Origin of the sequence: Aeromonas cavernicola, from assembly GCF_002795305.1 — a bacterium.
In the GTDB taxonomy this organism is placed as follows: domain Bacteria; phylum Pseudomonadota; class Gammaproteobacteria; order Enterobacterales; family Aeromonadaceae; genus Aeromonas; species Aeromonas cavernicola.
Genome location: NZ_PGGC01000131.1, coordinates 54,494 through 69,140 on the forward strand (window position 1 = coordinate 54,494; position 14,647 = coordinate 69,140).

The 14,647-nt window shown below is 57.4% G+C and carries 16 protein-coding genes; 8 read left to right on the top strand and 8 right to left on the bottom strand.

Going from position 1 to position 14,647, the window contains the following annotated elements; all coding sequences use genetic code 11:
* Positions 1-45: 45 nt before the first annotated feature.
* Complete coding sequence (gene dinB / locus CUC53_RS14190) at positions 46-1,122, bottom strand: DNA polymerase IV (RefSeq protein WP_100294761.1); 1,077 nt, start codon at positions 1,120-1,122, stop codon at positions 46-48.
* Between the two features lie 132 nt (positions 1,123-1,254).
* On the opposite strand from dinB, the gene CUC53_RS14195 reads away from it, so the two are divergent.
* Positions 1,255-1,461: a hypothetical protein gene (locus CUC53_RS14195; protein WP_100294762.1), complete on the top strand. Its 207-nt coding sequence runs from the start codon at positions 1,255-1,257 to the stop codon at positions 1,459-1,461.
* Positions 1,462-1,540: 79 nt separating this feature from the next.
* On the opposite strand, the gene CUC53_RS14200 is transcribed toward CUC53_RS14195, so the two are convergent.
* Entirely contained in the window at positions 1,541-2,101 is a 561-nt protein-coding gene (locus CUC53_RS14200) for a DJ-1 family glyoxalase III (RefSeq protein WP_100294763.1), read from the bottom strand.
* A 29-nt stretch (positions 2,102-2,130) separates the two neighbouring features.
* Positions 2,131-3,087, bottom strand: coding sequence for a ketopantoate reductase family protein (locus tag CUC53_RS14205; RefSeq protein WP_100294764.1), 957 nt, complete (start codon positions 3,085-3,087; stop codon positions 2,131-2,133).
* A 199-nt stretch (positions 3,088-3,286) separates the two neighbouring features.
* Between CUC53_RS14205 and CUC53_RS14210 the strand changes: the two genes are divergently transcribed.
* The 7 genes from CUC53_RS14210 (at position 3,287) to CUC53_RS14240 (ending at position 10,968) form a co-directional block, all read left to right on the top strand.
* Complete coding sequence (locus CUC53_RS14210; protein WP_100294765.1) at positions 3,287-3,769, top strand: YajQ family cyclic di-GMP-binding protein; 483 nt, start codon at positions 3,287-3,289, stop codon at positions 3,767-3,769.
* 555 nt (positions 3,770-4,324) lie between these two features.
* A complete protein-coding gene (gene aroQ / locus CUC53_RS14215) occupies positions 4,325-4,774 on the top strand; it encodes a type II 3-dehydroquinate dehydratase (RefSeq protein ID WP_100294766.1) in 450 nt (149 codons plus the stop codon).
* A gap of 36 nt (positions 4,775-4,810) precedes the next feature.
* Positions 4,811-5,263, top strand: a complete 453-nt coding sequence (accB, locus tag CUC53_RS14220) for an acetyl-CoA carboxylase biotin carboxyl carrier protein (RefSeq protein WP_100294767.1) — start codon at positions 4,811-4,813, stop codon at positions 5,261-5,263.
* Between the two features lie 15 nt (positions 5,264-5,278).
* Positions 5,279-6,619, top strand: a complete 1,341-nt coding sequence (gene accC, locus CUC53_RS14225; protein ID WP_100294768.1) for an acetyl-CoA carboxylase biotin carboxylase subunit — start codon at positions 5,279-5,281, stop codon at positions 6,617-6,619.
* Between the two features lie 494 nt (positions 6,620-7,113).
* Complete coding sequence (locus CUC53_RS14230) at positions 7,114-7,590, top strand: hypothetical protein (protein ID WP_100294769.1); 477 nt, start codon at positions 7,114-7,116, stop codon at positions 7,588-7,590.
* A gap of 568 nt (positions 7,591-8,158) precedes the next feature.
* Positions 8,159-9,364 carry an autotransporter outer membrane beta-barrel domain-containing protein gene (locus CUC53_RS14235; RefSeq protein WP_100294770.1) on the top strand — a complete coding sequence of 402 codons (1,206 nt, stop codon included), beginning with the start codon at positions 8,159-8,161 and terminating at the stop codon, positions 9,362-9,364.
* Positions 9,365-9,555: 191 nt separating this feature from the next.
* Positions 9,556-10,968: a PTS transporter subunit EIIC gene (locus tag CUC53_RS14240; protein ID WP_100294771.1), complete on the top strand. Its 1,413-nt coding sequence runs from the start codon at positions 9,556-9,558 to the stop codon at positions 10,966-10,968.
* Positions 10,969-10,982: 14 nt separating this feature from the next.
* Here CUC53_RS14240 and pcp read toward each other — a convergent pair whose 3' ends face one another.
* From pcp to CUC53_RS14265, 5 genes are all read right to left on the bottom strand, one after another.
* Positions 10,983-11,639 (bottom strand): pyroglutamyl-peptidase I, encoded by a 657-nt coding sequence (gene pcp, locus CUC53_RS14245; RefSeq protein ID WP_100294772.1) that lies wholly within the window; start codon positions 11,637-11,639, stop codon positions 10,983-10,985.
* 9 nt (positions 11,640-11,648) lie between these two features.
* The gene (locus CUC53_RS14250) at positions 11,649-12,602 is read right to left on the bottom strand and encodes a DUF979 domain-containing protein (RefSeq protein WP_100294773.1); all 954 of its coding nucleotides are present in this window, start codon (positions 12,600-12,602) and stop codon (positions 11,649-11,651) included.
* On the bottom strand, positions 12,596-13,357 hold the full coding sequence (locus CUC53_RS14255; protein ID WP_100294774.1) for a DUF969 domain-containing protein: 762 nt from the start codon (positions 13,355-13,357) through the stop codon (positions 12,596-12,598). Before CUC53_RS14255 ends, CUC53_RS14250 begins: the two co-directional genes overlap by 7 nt.
* Before the next feature lie 11 nt (positions 13,358-13,368).
* Entirely contained in the window at positions 13,369-14,151 is a 783-nt protein-coding gene (locus CUC53_RS14260) for a 5-oxoprolinase subunit PxpA (RefSeq protein WP_100294775.1), read from the bottom strand.
* 55 nt (positions 14,152-14,206) lie between these two features.
* A partial coding sequence (locus tag CUC53_RS14265; protein WP_476692213.1) for a 5-oxoprolinase subunit C family protein occupies positions 14,207-14,647 on the bottom strand: 441 nt, incomplete at its 5' end.

Genomic DNA, 14,647 nt, shown 5'->3' on the forward strand with positions numbered 1-14,647 from the left:
CCCATTAAGGACTTATATGATTCCAACTCATCAGCAGCCGCGTACTCATGACAACGGCGAGAGATCGGCTGGTTCCAACATCAGGCTCAGTTGGTTGATCTCTCCCTCCTGCGGCAAGCCAACCACGAGGCCAAGCAGCCGGATTGGTTTATCCGCCATCCTGCCTAATCCTTCGTGCAACAGCAGATGAAAGCGCTCTGGTTGATAGCTACCGCGCCGATAGACCGTGGTTTGCTGGAAATCGGCAAACTTCAGTTTGATCCCCTGCCCCATGAGTTGTTCGCGTCCATAGCGGGGTAGAAACCGTCGCTCAAGCTCTGGGATCAAGTCACGGAGCACTTGGCGACACGCCTGCTCATCTAGCAGATCACAGGCGAGGGTCGTCTCAACCCCGATGGTTTTGCGCACCCGCTGCGCTTGCACCGGATGATCATCCAGCCCCCAAATCCGTTCGGCTAGCATCTCACCCAACTTACCAAAGCGAGCGATCAACTCTGCCCGTGGCAACGCTCTGACATCGTCACATAGATAGAGCCCCAACGATGCCAGCCGTTCGGCGGTCTTGCGGCCAATGCCTGGCAACTTAGCAAGGGGGAGTGGACGAACAAACGCCTCCACTTGGTCGGGGTTGATCACAAACAAACCATCTGGTTTGCGTTGCTCGGAGGCTAACTTCGCCAAAAATTTATTGGGGGCCACCCCAGCAGAGGCGGTCAATCCCAGTTCACTGGCTATGGCATGACGGATCTCAGCCGCCATCAAGGTGGCACTGCCACCACAACAGCGGCTCTGGGTCACATCAAGATAAGCTTCATCTAACGATAAGGGTTCCACGAGGTCGGTATAACGCAGAAAAATGGCTCTCAGTTGACGGGACGTCTCTTGATAGAGCGCCATCCGCCCAGGCAGCAGCACCAAAGGCGGACACAATTTTTTAGCCAAGCCACTGGGCATCGCCGAGCGCACCCCAAAACGGCGAGCCACATAGTTACAGGTGGAGATCACCCCACGCCGCTCAGCTGCGCCCCCTATCGCCAGTGGCACCTCCCGTAGCGCTGGGTTATCGCGCATCTCGACCGCGGCATAGAAACAATCCATGTCGATGTGAATGATCTTTCGCATATCCAAATGACTGTATAAATAAACAGGACCGGCACCATCTTACCCCAAGCAACCCAGGGGCTCTATTGCTCTTGATACCTGCACACAAATAGACTCCATATAACCCCCTCCATCACCACAAGGCGCGTTTGGATGAGATATCTCTGGCTAGGACTCTGTTTATTGCCACTGGCTAGCAGCAGCAAAGATAACCCAACAGCCGAGTGCCGCTGGCTCTACGATCGGATCCACATCTTGGAACAAGCCATCAAACAAGGGGATTTACTCGGCACGGAGCAGGAACTATCCCGCTGGCGGGAGGCGTTTAAACAGAAACAGTGCGCACGTTATGACTACTAAGTCGATCACCAGCGCCTGATAAGCGGCACCAATAACACACCGGCCCGGCCCTGCTCATCTCGACCAAGATCGCCCACCGTTACGGTAAAACCAGCGGGCCAGCGACGGCGAGCACCGCCTCGTCTCCTCGCAGCACCCGCACCAGTTCAAGGGCAAACTCGATAGCAGTGCCGGGCCCTTGGCTGGTGATCAGGCGATGGGTGTCATCTCTGACGACCCGCGCCCTCACACATTGCGCTGGCGGTAGCTGGGCCTGAAACGCAGGATGACAGGTCACGTGAGCATCTCCCAGCAAGCCATGATGCTGCAGCACAACGACCGGTGCGGCACAAATGGCTGCCCGCCAGCGCCCAAGAGCTGCTTGCGCCTTGAGCAAGGTGATCGCCTGTGGCGTATCGCGGATCACTTCACTGCCAGCAACCCCACCGGGCACCACAATAGCGGCGACATCACACTGGGTTAATTCATCGAGATGGCAATCAGCTACCAGCCGCACACCACGGGAAGCGGTGATCTGACGCTGCCCCAAAGGGCAGCAGGAGGCCAACGTCACGGCAATCTTGGCTCGCACCAAAATATCGACGATCGCAACGGTTTCAATCTCTTCTGACCCGGGGGCCACCAACACCAATACGCTCATCTCATGCTCTCCTGCACTAACAGCCGGGTTCACAGCACCGGGCTCTTCTCCTTCATCGCCTGATAGAGCCCTTGATTAACCGGGGCCGCAATACCATGCTGCGCCGCTGTGGCCAGTAAAAAACCGGTGATGGCCTCAATTTCGCTGTCCCGGCCCAGTTCGAGATCCTGATACATGGAAGAGTAGTTATCCGCCGTCAGCTCTATCACCATCATCACGCGGCGCAATAGCTCATCCGCCGTCCCCGCCAACCCTTGCGCCTGCATCACATCCGCCACTTCGACACAGACTTGTTGCAGCACATCAGTAAAACGGGGGCTCGCTAGCTCGCCGTTTTTCAACTTGTAGAGCGCCGTCAATGGATTGATGGCGCAATTGATCGCTAATTTTTGCCACTGGCGTACCACTATCTGCTCATCCCAACCGGCTTGCCCAATCGCAGCCGCCAGATCGGTCGCAATCTCAGCATGGGCCTTAGCCGCCTCATTGATAGGGCCAAGCCAGGTCTCCCCCTTGCCGGTGTGACGAAATACAAAATGACCCGCCTTGATGGCGCCGTGACTAGTCACTCCCGCAATGATCGGATTGTCAGGAAACAGCGCCAGTACTTGTTCAGCAATGCCCATGCCGTTGTGCAACAGCACGATGGGCACGTCAGGTGACAACACACCCACCAGAGGGCGGAGGGCAGCCAGCACTTGATTGGCTTTCGTCATCACCAACAAACGCGCTATCTCACCGGGATCAGTGACAAAACTGCGATCGACGGTCAGCAGCTGGGTATTGCCTTCCAGCGAGGTGAAATCAAACCTCGGATTTAAGGTCGGTCGATGCAGGTCTCGCAGTAATACCCGCGTAGGTTGACTCGCTAGCGTCAACAATGATGCAAAAACGCCACCTAGGGCGCCACAGCCTAAGAGGGTCCACGCTGGCGCGCACGACCGTTGACGGGGTTGAAGGGGGGTATCGGGTAATCCGCTTAGCATGGTGTAACTCGATCAAGGTAAGGGCTGCGATCCTCTCAACCAGTTACCGGGGATAAGTGAAAATAGCACACAGGGACACCAACGGGTCCAACCTTCCTCTGCGCAGGCGATTCTAACAGAGCAGCCCCATTGAAATCAGCAAATTTGCCGTAATTCTGCTAGATTTGCCCCCCTATAACGCAACGTGAGGAGCCCGGCTATGCCGTCATTCGATATTGTTTCTGAAGTCAAAATGAACGAAGTGTTGAACGCCGTAGACAATGCCAATCGTGAACTGGCCACCCGTTTCGATTTTCGTGGGATCGAAGCCAGCTTTGAACTCAACAAAGAAGAGGTGAAGCTCGAAGCGGACGCTGATTTCCAGCTCAAGCAGATGGTTGAAATTCTGCGCGGGGCGCTGCTTAAGCGCAGCATCGAAAATAGCTCCATGGAGGTCGGTGACTCGGTTCACTCTGGTAAGCGCTTCCACCTGACCGTGAAATTCAAGCAAGGGATCGACAAAGAGATCGCCAAGAAGCTGGTGAAGCTGATCAAAGATTCAAAAATCAAAGTACAAGCAGCCATTCAAGGCGATGAAGTACGCGTCACCGGCAAAAAGCGTGATGATTTACAGGAGGCCATGGCACTGGTACGTGGTGCCGAGCTGGGTCAACCGATGCAATTCCAAAACTTCCGCGACTAATCAGGCGCCACCACGACTCACGGGTTGAGCGATGCGACGAACATGCCTGCTCTTCATCAGACGCTGTCGCTAGCAGACATGGTCTTGTCGTCGGTTAGACCCGCTCAGTAATGTTGACGCGATCAGGTGGACAACAGCGGCATATGCAGCGCTGCTGTTGTCCACCCCGCAGTGCCCCCCACATCCAGCAGCGCCCTCTTGCCTTGGCTGCTAAACCAACACCAATGCCTATGATGGCATCACCTCCGCTTCACGCCATGGCAGATACCGTGGGTCTAATGGTTGCGAAACCCTGTTCACTAGCCTGATTCGGATATGACCACATGACTCTGGCGGGCGGGTAATCTGACCCCAGACGAGCCTATGACTTAAAAGATGACAAAAGGGTCAGATGTAGAGATTAGACCAGTAAAATGCTGCTAATTTTCACGAAATCAATATAATCGCCAAATCTGTGTGCTAGGCCACACCGCTTTGCCCAGAAAATAGCTAGATTGCTAACAACCCGCAAGATAGCTGATAGATAGCCGCATTATCATCGAGAATGAACTCAATATGTCGCAACATCACCGAATTCTCCTGCTCAATGGACCCAACCTCAATCTGCTGGGCAAACGAGAACCCGGCATCTACGGCAGTAAGACCCTCGATGAGCTCGTCGCCGAGCTAACCCTATTCGCCAACGAACAGGGGGTGACCCTCGAACATCTGCAATCAAACGCAGAACACGAGATCGTTACTCGCATTCATCAGGCAATGGGCCAAGTGGATTTTATCATCATCAATCCGGCCGCGTTCACCCACACCAGCGTCGCCATCCGCGATGCCCTGTTGGGGGTGGCTATTCCCTTTATCGAGGTTCACCTGTCCAACGTTCATGCCAGGGAGCCATTTCGTCATCACTCCTATCTGTCTGATGTCGCTAAGGGTGTCATTTCTGGGCTAGGGGCTGATGGCTACCAATTTGCTTTAACCGCGGCCGTGCGTCATCTGCGCGCGGCTTGATAATCACCGATCAGATAAAGAAGAAAGAGAATGCTAATGGATATCCGCAAAATCAAAAAACTGATTGAACTGGTTGAAGAATCAGGCATTGCCGAACTGGAGATCTCCGAAGGTGAAGAGTCCGTTCGCATCAGCCGCAACTTTTCAGGTCAAGTGACCGCCGCCCCGCAGATGATCATGCAGCAAGCGGCAGCTCCGGTTGCGGCACCTGTGGCTGCCGCTCCGGTTGCCGTAGCCGCCGATGCCACCCCAAGTGGTCATCTGATGCGCTCTCCGATGGTCGGCTCGTTTTACCGTGCTTCTAGCCCAGAAGCCAAGGCGTTTGCCGAAGTGGGCCAGCAGGTCAAAGTTGGTGACACCCTGTGCATTGTTGAAGCCATGAAAATGATGAACCAAATCGAGTCTGACAAGGCCGGTGTGATCAAAGCGATCCTGGTTGAAAATGGTCAGGCCGTCGAATTTGACGAGCCGTTGTTCATCATCGAATAAGGGATAACGCCACCCATGTTGGACAAAATAGTTATCGCCAACCGCGGGGAGATAGCCCTACGGATCCTTCGTGCCTGTAAAGAGCTGGGGATCAAGACTGTGGCCGTTCACTCCACCGCCGATCGAGAGCTTAAGCATGTACTGCTGGCAGATGAATCCATCTGCATCGGCAAACCTGCTAGCGGTGAATCCTACCTCAACGTACCCGCTATCATCGCGGCCGCAGAGGTGACTGGCGCCGTGGCCATCCATCCCGGTTACGGTTTTCTCTCTGAAAATGCCGACTTCGCCGAAGTGGTGGAAAAATCCGGCTTTATCTTTATTGGCCCACGGCCTGAGACCATTCGCCTGATGGGTGACAAAGTGTCCGCCATTGAAGCCATGAAGAAAGCGGGCGTCCCTTGCGTGCCGGGTTCTGATGGCCCTGTTGATGGCGATGCTAAACGCAACGCGGCCATCGCCAAACGCATTGGATACCCAGTGATCATCAAAGCCGCCGGCGGTGGTGGTGGGCGTGGTATGCGAGTGGTGCGCAGCGAAGCTGAGCTGACAGCCGCCATTGCCCTGACCAAATCTGAGGCTGGCCAGTTCTTCAAGAACGACATGGTCTACATGGAGAAGTACCTCGAAAACCCGCGCCACATCGAAATTCAGGTACTGGCAGATGGTCAGGGCACCGCCCTCTATCTGGGTGAGCGCGACTGCTCCATGCAGCGTCGCCATCAGAAGGTAGTGGAAGAGGCACCCGCGCCCGGCATTACCGAAGAGATGCGCAGATTCATCGGCGAGCGCTGCGTGCGCGCCTGTATCGAGATCGGCTACCGCGGGGCGGGCACCTTTGAATTCCTGTACGAAAACGGCGAATTCTACTTCATCGAGATGAACACTCGGATTCAGGTTGAACATCCGGTGACCGAGATGGTCACGGGCGTGGATCTCATCAAGGAGCAGCTGCGTATTGCCGCCGGTCAACCTTTGTCGATCACCCAGCAAGATATCCGCATCCGTGGCCATGCCATTGAGTGCCGGATCAACGCCGAAGATCCCGCCACCTTTACCCCTTCACCGGGCTTGGTGCAGCGCTTCCACGCGCCAGGTGGCTTAGGGGTACGCTGGGATTCTCACATCTATGCTGGCTACAAAGTACCGCCTTACTATGACTCCATGATCGGTAAGCTGATCTGCTACGGCGAAAATCGTGACATCGCCATCGCTCGGATGCGTCATGCCCTAGACGAATTAGTCGTGGAAGGGATCAAGACCAACGTCCCGTTGCAAAAAGAGATCATGAAAGACGAAAACTTCCAGCATGGTGGCACCAACATCCACTATCTGCATAAAAAATTGGGTCTGTAACTTAGGTTAACGCGTACCCTACGCACTGCTCACCGAGTACGCGACCGACCACACTGACTCATACTGAACCGCTCCCTGCCGCCAAGCAGGGGGCGGTTTTTTTATCGGGCCAACTGCTGATGTCAGAAATAAGGTCATCCAGCGACGATTCAGAATTCGCCTACATACCCACGCCAAAATAGCTGAAATAATGCTCACCTCTTCAGGAAGAAGCATCCAGCCCACTTGGGCAATGGCCATCCTAATCCGACTTATTGTCAGGCGTGGTGGCCAATCAGCGATGTCGAAAGGGATTTCCTCTTTTTGATCACCACAGCCCCCATCAGCGGGGCTCTGTTTGGCCGAGCGGCCTCGGTTTTGAGCCCATCACGTCATGGCAGTCTGCTTGATGATGCAAATACTGCCATCGCGTGATACCTCAAAAAAACTAGGACGCTGGCCATCGTGAGCCTGCGGGTCGCTGCGAGTCACATTGCGGATAATGAGAGAGTGATATGAGCGAAAGCGTAATGCACAGACGTGACGAGTTGTCGCAAGACCACTTGCGCTACTCTGCGCCTTCCAAGCAGCCTGCGACCAAGGGCCATGCTTTAGCTGTGGTATCAAGCCTTCGTCAACAGGCCGACCGTGCGTTGCGCTATGACTTTATGCTCGACGAGATGATCGACTTAGGCGCGCTGCAACAGCATAACAGCAGCATCGTTACTACCAATCCCATCTGCGCGACTCGCCAGAGCAGGGTCAGCGAGGTAACGCAGACGGGCCCATTACCGGCTTTTTGTTACCAGCTCGGAGCAGCTGAATTGATCGATTTAGCCAGCTTGGCCAACCATGATGGCCGATCCCACCGCGCATCCACCGTTGCTGCAAATGGCGACGATCATATGCGCAAATCGGGTCTCCATCAGCCACACCGCACGGTTCACTACGATATTGGCCACGGCGAGTTAATTGATTTCAGCTCACTGTAAACCTCGCGCTGTGCAAATCCGCAAGCACAACCCGTGGCAGAGAGGTGGCAAAGAGTGAGCCGACGCCAATAACCCCCACCGCGATCCATTAAGCGTCAATCAGCGCATCTCATCGCCACCAGATGGCGTTAGCTAGACCATAGGGCATGGCCATCCCTCGTTCCGTGCTCACCCACGGCCCCTTGGCGATCAAACATCTGGTGAGCCACAGCGCCATTGAACAACAGTAAGCTCCCTTGTAAGGGCCTACTTTTTATACGAGGCCGAATCGAACAATCGGTTATGTAACAGGTGAATGATTCAGAATTCACCTACATACCGCCGCAAAAATAGCTGAAATAATGCGCACCTTTTTCAAGTAGCAGCATCACCCCCGTTCGGGCTGTGGCCCCCTCTAGCTGATTTGTTGTCAGTGGGGAGTCAGTCAGTGATGTCGAGATGGATTTCCCTTTTTTATCACCACAACCCCCACCAAGGGGGATATTTTGTGGCGTCTTTTTATGGCTGATGCCTACTCACCACATGGCATCAACGGGCTATCACGTTGCCCGAGAGACTGAGGTTAGTCATGCGTAACATCAATAAAATCATGGTTCTAAGCACACTCGCGCTGGCCATCGGTGTGTCACTTATCAGCCAACAGGCGGGCGCCGCTAGCATACACGACAGTCATGCAGGCCTTGTCCTACCAGCAATAAAACCAGAGGCAATCCCCGAGGTCGCGCCGGAAATAAAACCTGAGTTCCCCTCCGTCGACAAACCGAAAAATCCCGACAGCGGCGGGGTGATGCAGGACCTTGGCTATCTGTTTGATTCCATGCCGGTATTGGCTGCCCAGACCGAGCAGGCTTTCCGCTCTCAGCAGCAAGCCCTTGGCCGCCAGCTCGATAACGCCTGTGCGGCTGGCGCCCAAGGCGGACAGTGCCTGCGGGTCACTGGCGAGCTCAGCAAAATCACCGACGCACCCAGCGAGCTTGACTACCAAGCCGCCCCCGCGCTGGCGCTGGCTTATGGCTACGGCATCACTGACCAGCTGACCGCTGGGGTCACCGCCTCGGTGTTTGGCTCGGCGCTTGATAACCAGCAGGTGACCCACCGTGGTGGTGCTGCCCTTGATAGCGGGGTTGGCGTTGGTAGCTACCTGCACTTCTCGCAAGGGGCTGACCAGACTGGCCTGCAAGCCAGCGCGGCGGTCGGTTACACCGAGCAAGCGGGCGAATTTACCCGTGGCGATGGCTTGGCCAACGTGCAGCACGGCAAAGGCAGCGCCGATGTGAAGAGCCTCGCCCTGCGCTCTGGCCTTGGCTACGGTGTTGAGCTGGCGGACTGGACCGTCACCCCTCATGCAGAGGTGACCCATTTCATTACCCGCCGCGATGGCTACCGCGAAGCCGGTGACAAGCTGGTGTTTACCGTTAATCACGACGCCCTCAAAGAGCAGAGCACTATCGGCAAGCTGGGCCTGCAAGGCGGCACCAAGCTGACCCCAGCGGTCAACCTGACCTTGGATGCCGGTACTGAACTGGATTTAGACGTCAGCCCCGTGACCCTGAAGGGCCAGACTGACATCTTCAACCTTGGCGCTGGCATGAAAGAGTTTGCGGTGCAAAGCCCGCTTAAGCGCAATGACATCGGCCCCTACGCCGCGGTCGGTGCAAGCTACCAACTGGAGCAAGCGGGTAACCTTGGTCTTGGCGTTAAAGCCAGCCAGCCGCACTTTGGCAGCCAAGGGGTCGATAGCAGCGTGCAGTTAAGCTATGAGCTGAAGTTCTGATCGCGTAATCCGCGAATAACTGTGAGAGAGCCAGCCGATAAATACCGGCTGGCTTTTTTTATGGGCTGGCGATAACGATACCTCATCAGCCGAGCAATAAGTGCACCACTAATAATTAGGGTGTCAATTGCTATCCCTTTATCGGGTTTTGCGGATAAACTGTGCGCCAAGTCACACAATGGTGCCGCTTTATGGCTGTCAACATCACCCGCCAACTGCTTGCCCAGGCCCTGCAGCGCCTCGGTTATGCCTTGCTGCTGCCAGTTTCGATCCTGCCGATGGCGGCGCTGCTCAGCCGCCTCGGTCAGCCAGATGTGCTCGACTTAGCCGCTCTTGCCCTCACTGGCCATGCGTTGTTTAGCCAGATGCCGCTGATCTATGCGGTGGCCATTGCCTTTGGCCTAAGCCGACAGGGCCAAGGAGGGTTAGCACTGGCTGGGGCAGTCAACTTTCTGTTACTCAGCACCGCCTTCGATACGCTCGCCCCTAACCTGCACGGCGATATGATCTGTGGTCTGCTGGCGGGGTTGACCACCGCTATTGTCTACCCTTGGCTTAGCCGACAACCGCTGCCCCGCCGGTGGCGCTGGGCACGCAGCGAGGTGGCTTGCTTGCTGCTCGGTGCTGGGGTCAATCTGTTGTTGGCATTGCCACTGGCGCTGGGCTGGCCAGTGTTGGAGCAAGGGATCACCCTGCTTGCCAGCGAGCTACTCACCACGCCATTCGGGGCATTTTGCTATGGCGTTCTCAATCGATTGCTGATCCCGCTGGGGCTACATCAGGTGTTGGGCAGCGTGATTGGGCTGGGCGCAACCAACCTGCAGGCGCTGGCCAGCGCTCAGCCACTGCACGCGGGGTACGTGGCTGGCCTCTATCCCATCATTCTGTTTGGCTTGCCCGGCGCTTGCTTTGCCATCTGGCTACATCGCCAGCGGATGCAACGGCAGCCGCAAGGAGCACTGCTGCTGACCTTGGCATTGACATCGGCATTGGTTGGCATCACCGAACCCATCGAATTTCTGTTTGCCTTTAGCGCCCCTTGGTTGTTTTTGACCCACGCCTTGTTAACAGGGCTGTCGCTGGCCATCTGTAGCTCGTTGGGTATTCAGGTGGGCAGTTACTTCTCGGCTGGGCTGCTCGATCTGCTGCTGAGTTACTCAGCAGGGACCCACAGCTTTTGGCTGATCCCTCTGGGCATTCTATTTTTCGTGGCCTATGCCCTGCTGTTTTATCAGTTGCTGGGGTATGCCCCCCTTAGCCTGCCCAGCAAGCCGATTCCGGGCAGCCAGCCCACCTTGGCGCGAGTCGCGCCAACAGACCCGCAAATGTTAGCGATTGAATATCTTAAGGTGCTGGGTGGGATGGATAACGTGCAAGCCATGAGCGTCTGTCTGACTCGGCTGAGCTTGCGGGTGCGCCACATCGACGATGTCGATCAATCCCGCTTGCTGGAGTTGGGTTGCCTCTCTTGGGTGGTGCTCAATGACCAGCAGCTGGTGCTGGTCCTCGGCCCCCACGCTAGCCTCATCGAGAGGCAGATCCGGATGCTGGCTGAGCGCCAGTCGGTGCCCCTTGGCCTCACCCCGAACCAGCCCTCCCCCTGAGGCCTAGCGCCAGCTTAGTGCAAGGCCCCTTCCGTCACCGCGAGATCAGTCTGGGTGGCTAACGCGGCCAGCAAGGCTGCTAGTAACCCGTGCGTCATGGTCTCTAGCGAGCAGGAGGGCGCCCCATTTGCCAGCCGCGCGACCTGTTCGGGTAGGTAGGGAATATGCAAAAAACCGCCGCGCACCTCACTGCCTGCCAGCCGATGTTGCAACCCATAGAACACCTGATTACAGACAAACGATCCCGCGGTCTGTGACACGCTAGCCGGCACCCCAGCAGCGCGCATCGCCGCCACCATGGCTTTGATAGGCAGAGTGCTGAAATAGGCGGCGGGCCCTGCTGGCAGCACCGGCACATCGACCGGCTGCGCCCCGTCATTGTCGGGGATCCGGGCATCCATCAGGTTGATGGCCACCCGCTCTAGGGTCAGATCGCTGCGCCCCCCAGCCTGCCCGACGGCCAGCACTATATCTGGTTGATGCTGCTGCAAGGCTGCATCCAACGCGGCCAATGAGCGACTGAACACACAAGGCAGCTGCACGGCAACCAAGCGGGCTTGGTGATCCCCCTGCGTCACCAAGGTGCCATCAAGGGCTTTCACCAACTCCCAAGAGGGGTTCACCGGCTCACCATCAAAGGGTTCAAACCCCGTCAGCAACATCGTTTTCATCTCTTCCCCTTAACGAAACATCAGCAGATAAAGCAGCGCGATATTGACCATCAGCAACGGCAACGCCGTTTGCCATTGCACTTTTATCACCGCATTTTTATCTGGCAGCTCTAACAAGGCGGCAGGCACGATATTGAAGTTGGCCGCCATCGGCGTCATCAGGGTACCGCAATAGCCGGAGAACATGCCAATCGCCGCCATCACTGCGGCATCCCCGTGGTGCTGGCCAAGCAAAATTGGCAAGCCGATGCCTGCGGTGATCACCGGAAACGCGGCGAACGCATTGCCCATGATCATGGTAAACAACGCCATCCCCATGGCGTAGGCCGCCACGGCCACCAGCTTGTTATCCACCGCCAAATAGAGGTTACTTAGGCTAGCAATGGCGCTGCCCACGCCCGCTTGGGTAAACACCAGCCCCAAGGTCGCCAACAGTTGCGGCAGCATCACCGCCCAGCCCATCGCCTCTAGCAGACGGCGATTCTCTTTCATGCTCTGCAGCGGGCTATCGCCGGTCAGTTTCAGGGCGAGCGGCAAAGTCAGCACACAGGCAAGCCCGAGGCTTAGCAAGGTGGCATTGGCGCTATCAATCAGCGGTAAACCAAACAGTGACAGGTGTTTTAGCGTCAGCGTAAACAGCACGGTCAGCAGCGGGATCGCCAACGCGGGGAGAAACAGCCAGTTGCCCAACCGTTTCGCCTTAAAGCGCCGCACTCGCTCGGGCAACATGGCGGGGCGGCCCGCCCCCACTCCACCGAACCCCGCCAGCAGCGCCATCATGATCACCACCACCCCAACCAGAGCCGGCGGTAACAGGTTGCCGACCAGAAACAGGGCGCCGTAGCTGCCCCAGAACAGCGCGCTCGACCAACGCTTGGCGTTGCTGCTATCGGCAGCCGTGAGCAGCGCGACCACCAGCAAGATGCTACCGAGTAGCCAATAGAGATGGGTGACCGTTAGCATGGGCGATCCCCTTGCTGCGGCGCTTTAGTGGCGGCGGCACTAGTTGCACTGTGAACAGCACTTTGGCGGATTACCTCGTCACGGGCCAACCACAGATCTAACCGGTACAAGCGCCAAGCGTGGATCACAAACGCCGCCACGGCGGTGGGAATGCCCCACATGGCGATGTGCAGCGGCTCCACTTCAACCCCATTTTCTCGCAAGAAGGTGTGCATCAAGATGATGGCGCCAAACGCCACGAACACATCTTCACCAAAAAACAGCCCGACGTTATCGGTCGCCGCCGACATGGCTCGTACCCGGTGACGAGCATGCTGACCCAGCTGAGGGTAGCGGTGCTCAGCGGCCCCTTCCGCCATCGGCGCCAGCAACGGGCGCACCATCTGTGGGTGGCCACCCAAGCTGGTCAGCCCTAGGGCGGCAGACACTTCACGGACAAACAGATAGACCATCAGCAGACGCCCGGTGGTGGCGGAGCGTATCCCTGCAATCCAGCCTTGGGCCCGCTCCTTTAAACCGTGGCGCTCTAACAAGCCGACGATGGCCAGTGGCAACAACAAGATCAGCGGTAGATTAAGGGTCTTGATAAATCCCGTCCCTATCGCCGCCAGCAATGCCTCCGGCGACATCTGGGCCGCCAGCCCCGTGACGATGCCCGCCAAGGTGACCACCAACAGCGGGTTAAAGCGCAAGGCAAAACCGGCGATCACCACCGCCACCCCCAACAGGGGCCAATAATTGATACTCTCTTGCATCTTGATCCTTCCTATGAGTTCGCCTCATCCCGTGCTGGGGATGAGGGGGAAATAGACGACATGGCGCTGACTACCACGCCACTGTTGCTCAGCGCACGCCGCAGGGCACTGGCCAATTGCAGGGCATGGGCCCCATCACCATGGAGACAGACGGTGTCGGCTCGCAGTGCTAAGCGGGTGCCCTCTAGGGTGGTGACGTGCCCTTCTTGTACCAATCCCATCGCTTGGGCCAACGCCGCAGCAACCGAATCGAGCACCGCACCGGGTTGCTGGCGCGGGGCCAGCGCGCCACTGGCCAGATAGGCTCGGTCGGCAAAGACCTCCTCCACCGGTTGCAGGCCATGACGCCGAGCCGCGTGGATCAGTTCACTGCCCGCCAACCCCACCAATTGCAAGTGGGGATCAAAGGCTCGCACTGCGGCGGCAATGGCATCGGCCAGTGCCCCATCCGCAGCGGCTTGGTTGTACAAGGCGCCATGGGGTTTGACGTGGCACAACCGGCCGCCAGCCGCCCGCACCATGGCCGCCAAGCCACCGACTTGATACAGCACATCGTCAAACACCAGCTCAGGAGCACGCACCATCGCAGTGCGGCCAAAGTTGGCCCGATCCGGATAACTGGGATGAGCCCCGATGGAGACCCCATGAGCCATGGCGGCGCGGATCGCTTGGCGCTGGCTGTGGCTATCACCGGCATGCCAGCCGCAGGCGATATTCACCGAGCTGACACAGGCCAAGATGGCGGCATCATCGCTGCCGCCTTCGCCCAGATCGGCATTTAAATCAATGCGCATTGTTACTTGCTCCTTGCTATTGCTCACCCTGGTCAGGGTGATGAAAGACCGCCGCTCACGCCCGATCCGCCATGGCGAGGGCATAGGCAAAGCGATAAGCCTGCGCTTGGCGCAAGCGACGGGCGGCATGGGCCTGCGCCACCGTGCAGGGCACACACTGCAACACACTGCCGGGCCGAGCCTGCGCCAGCAGCCAGAGATCGGCGTCAATCACGCAACCGATCCGCGGATAACCGCCGGTGGTCTGCGCATCGGCCAGCAAAATGATGGGAGCGCCCGAGGGGGGCAACTGGATCAAACCGGGTAGCACCCCGTGCGATAACAGGCTCAGCGGATGGCGTAGTTGTAAGGTCGGCCCTTGCAGCCGATAGCCCATCCGATCGCTTTGTGGTGACACGCGCCAAGGCTGCTGCCAAAACGCCGTTTGGCTGGCCTCATCACACTGCGCCAATTCTGGCCCCGGCAAGATGCGGATCTGCGGGTGCCAGTGGCGCAG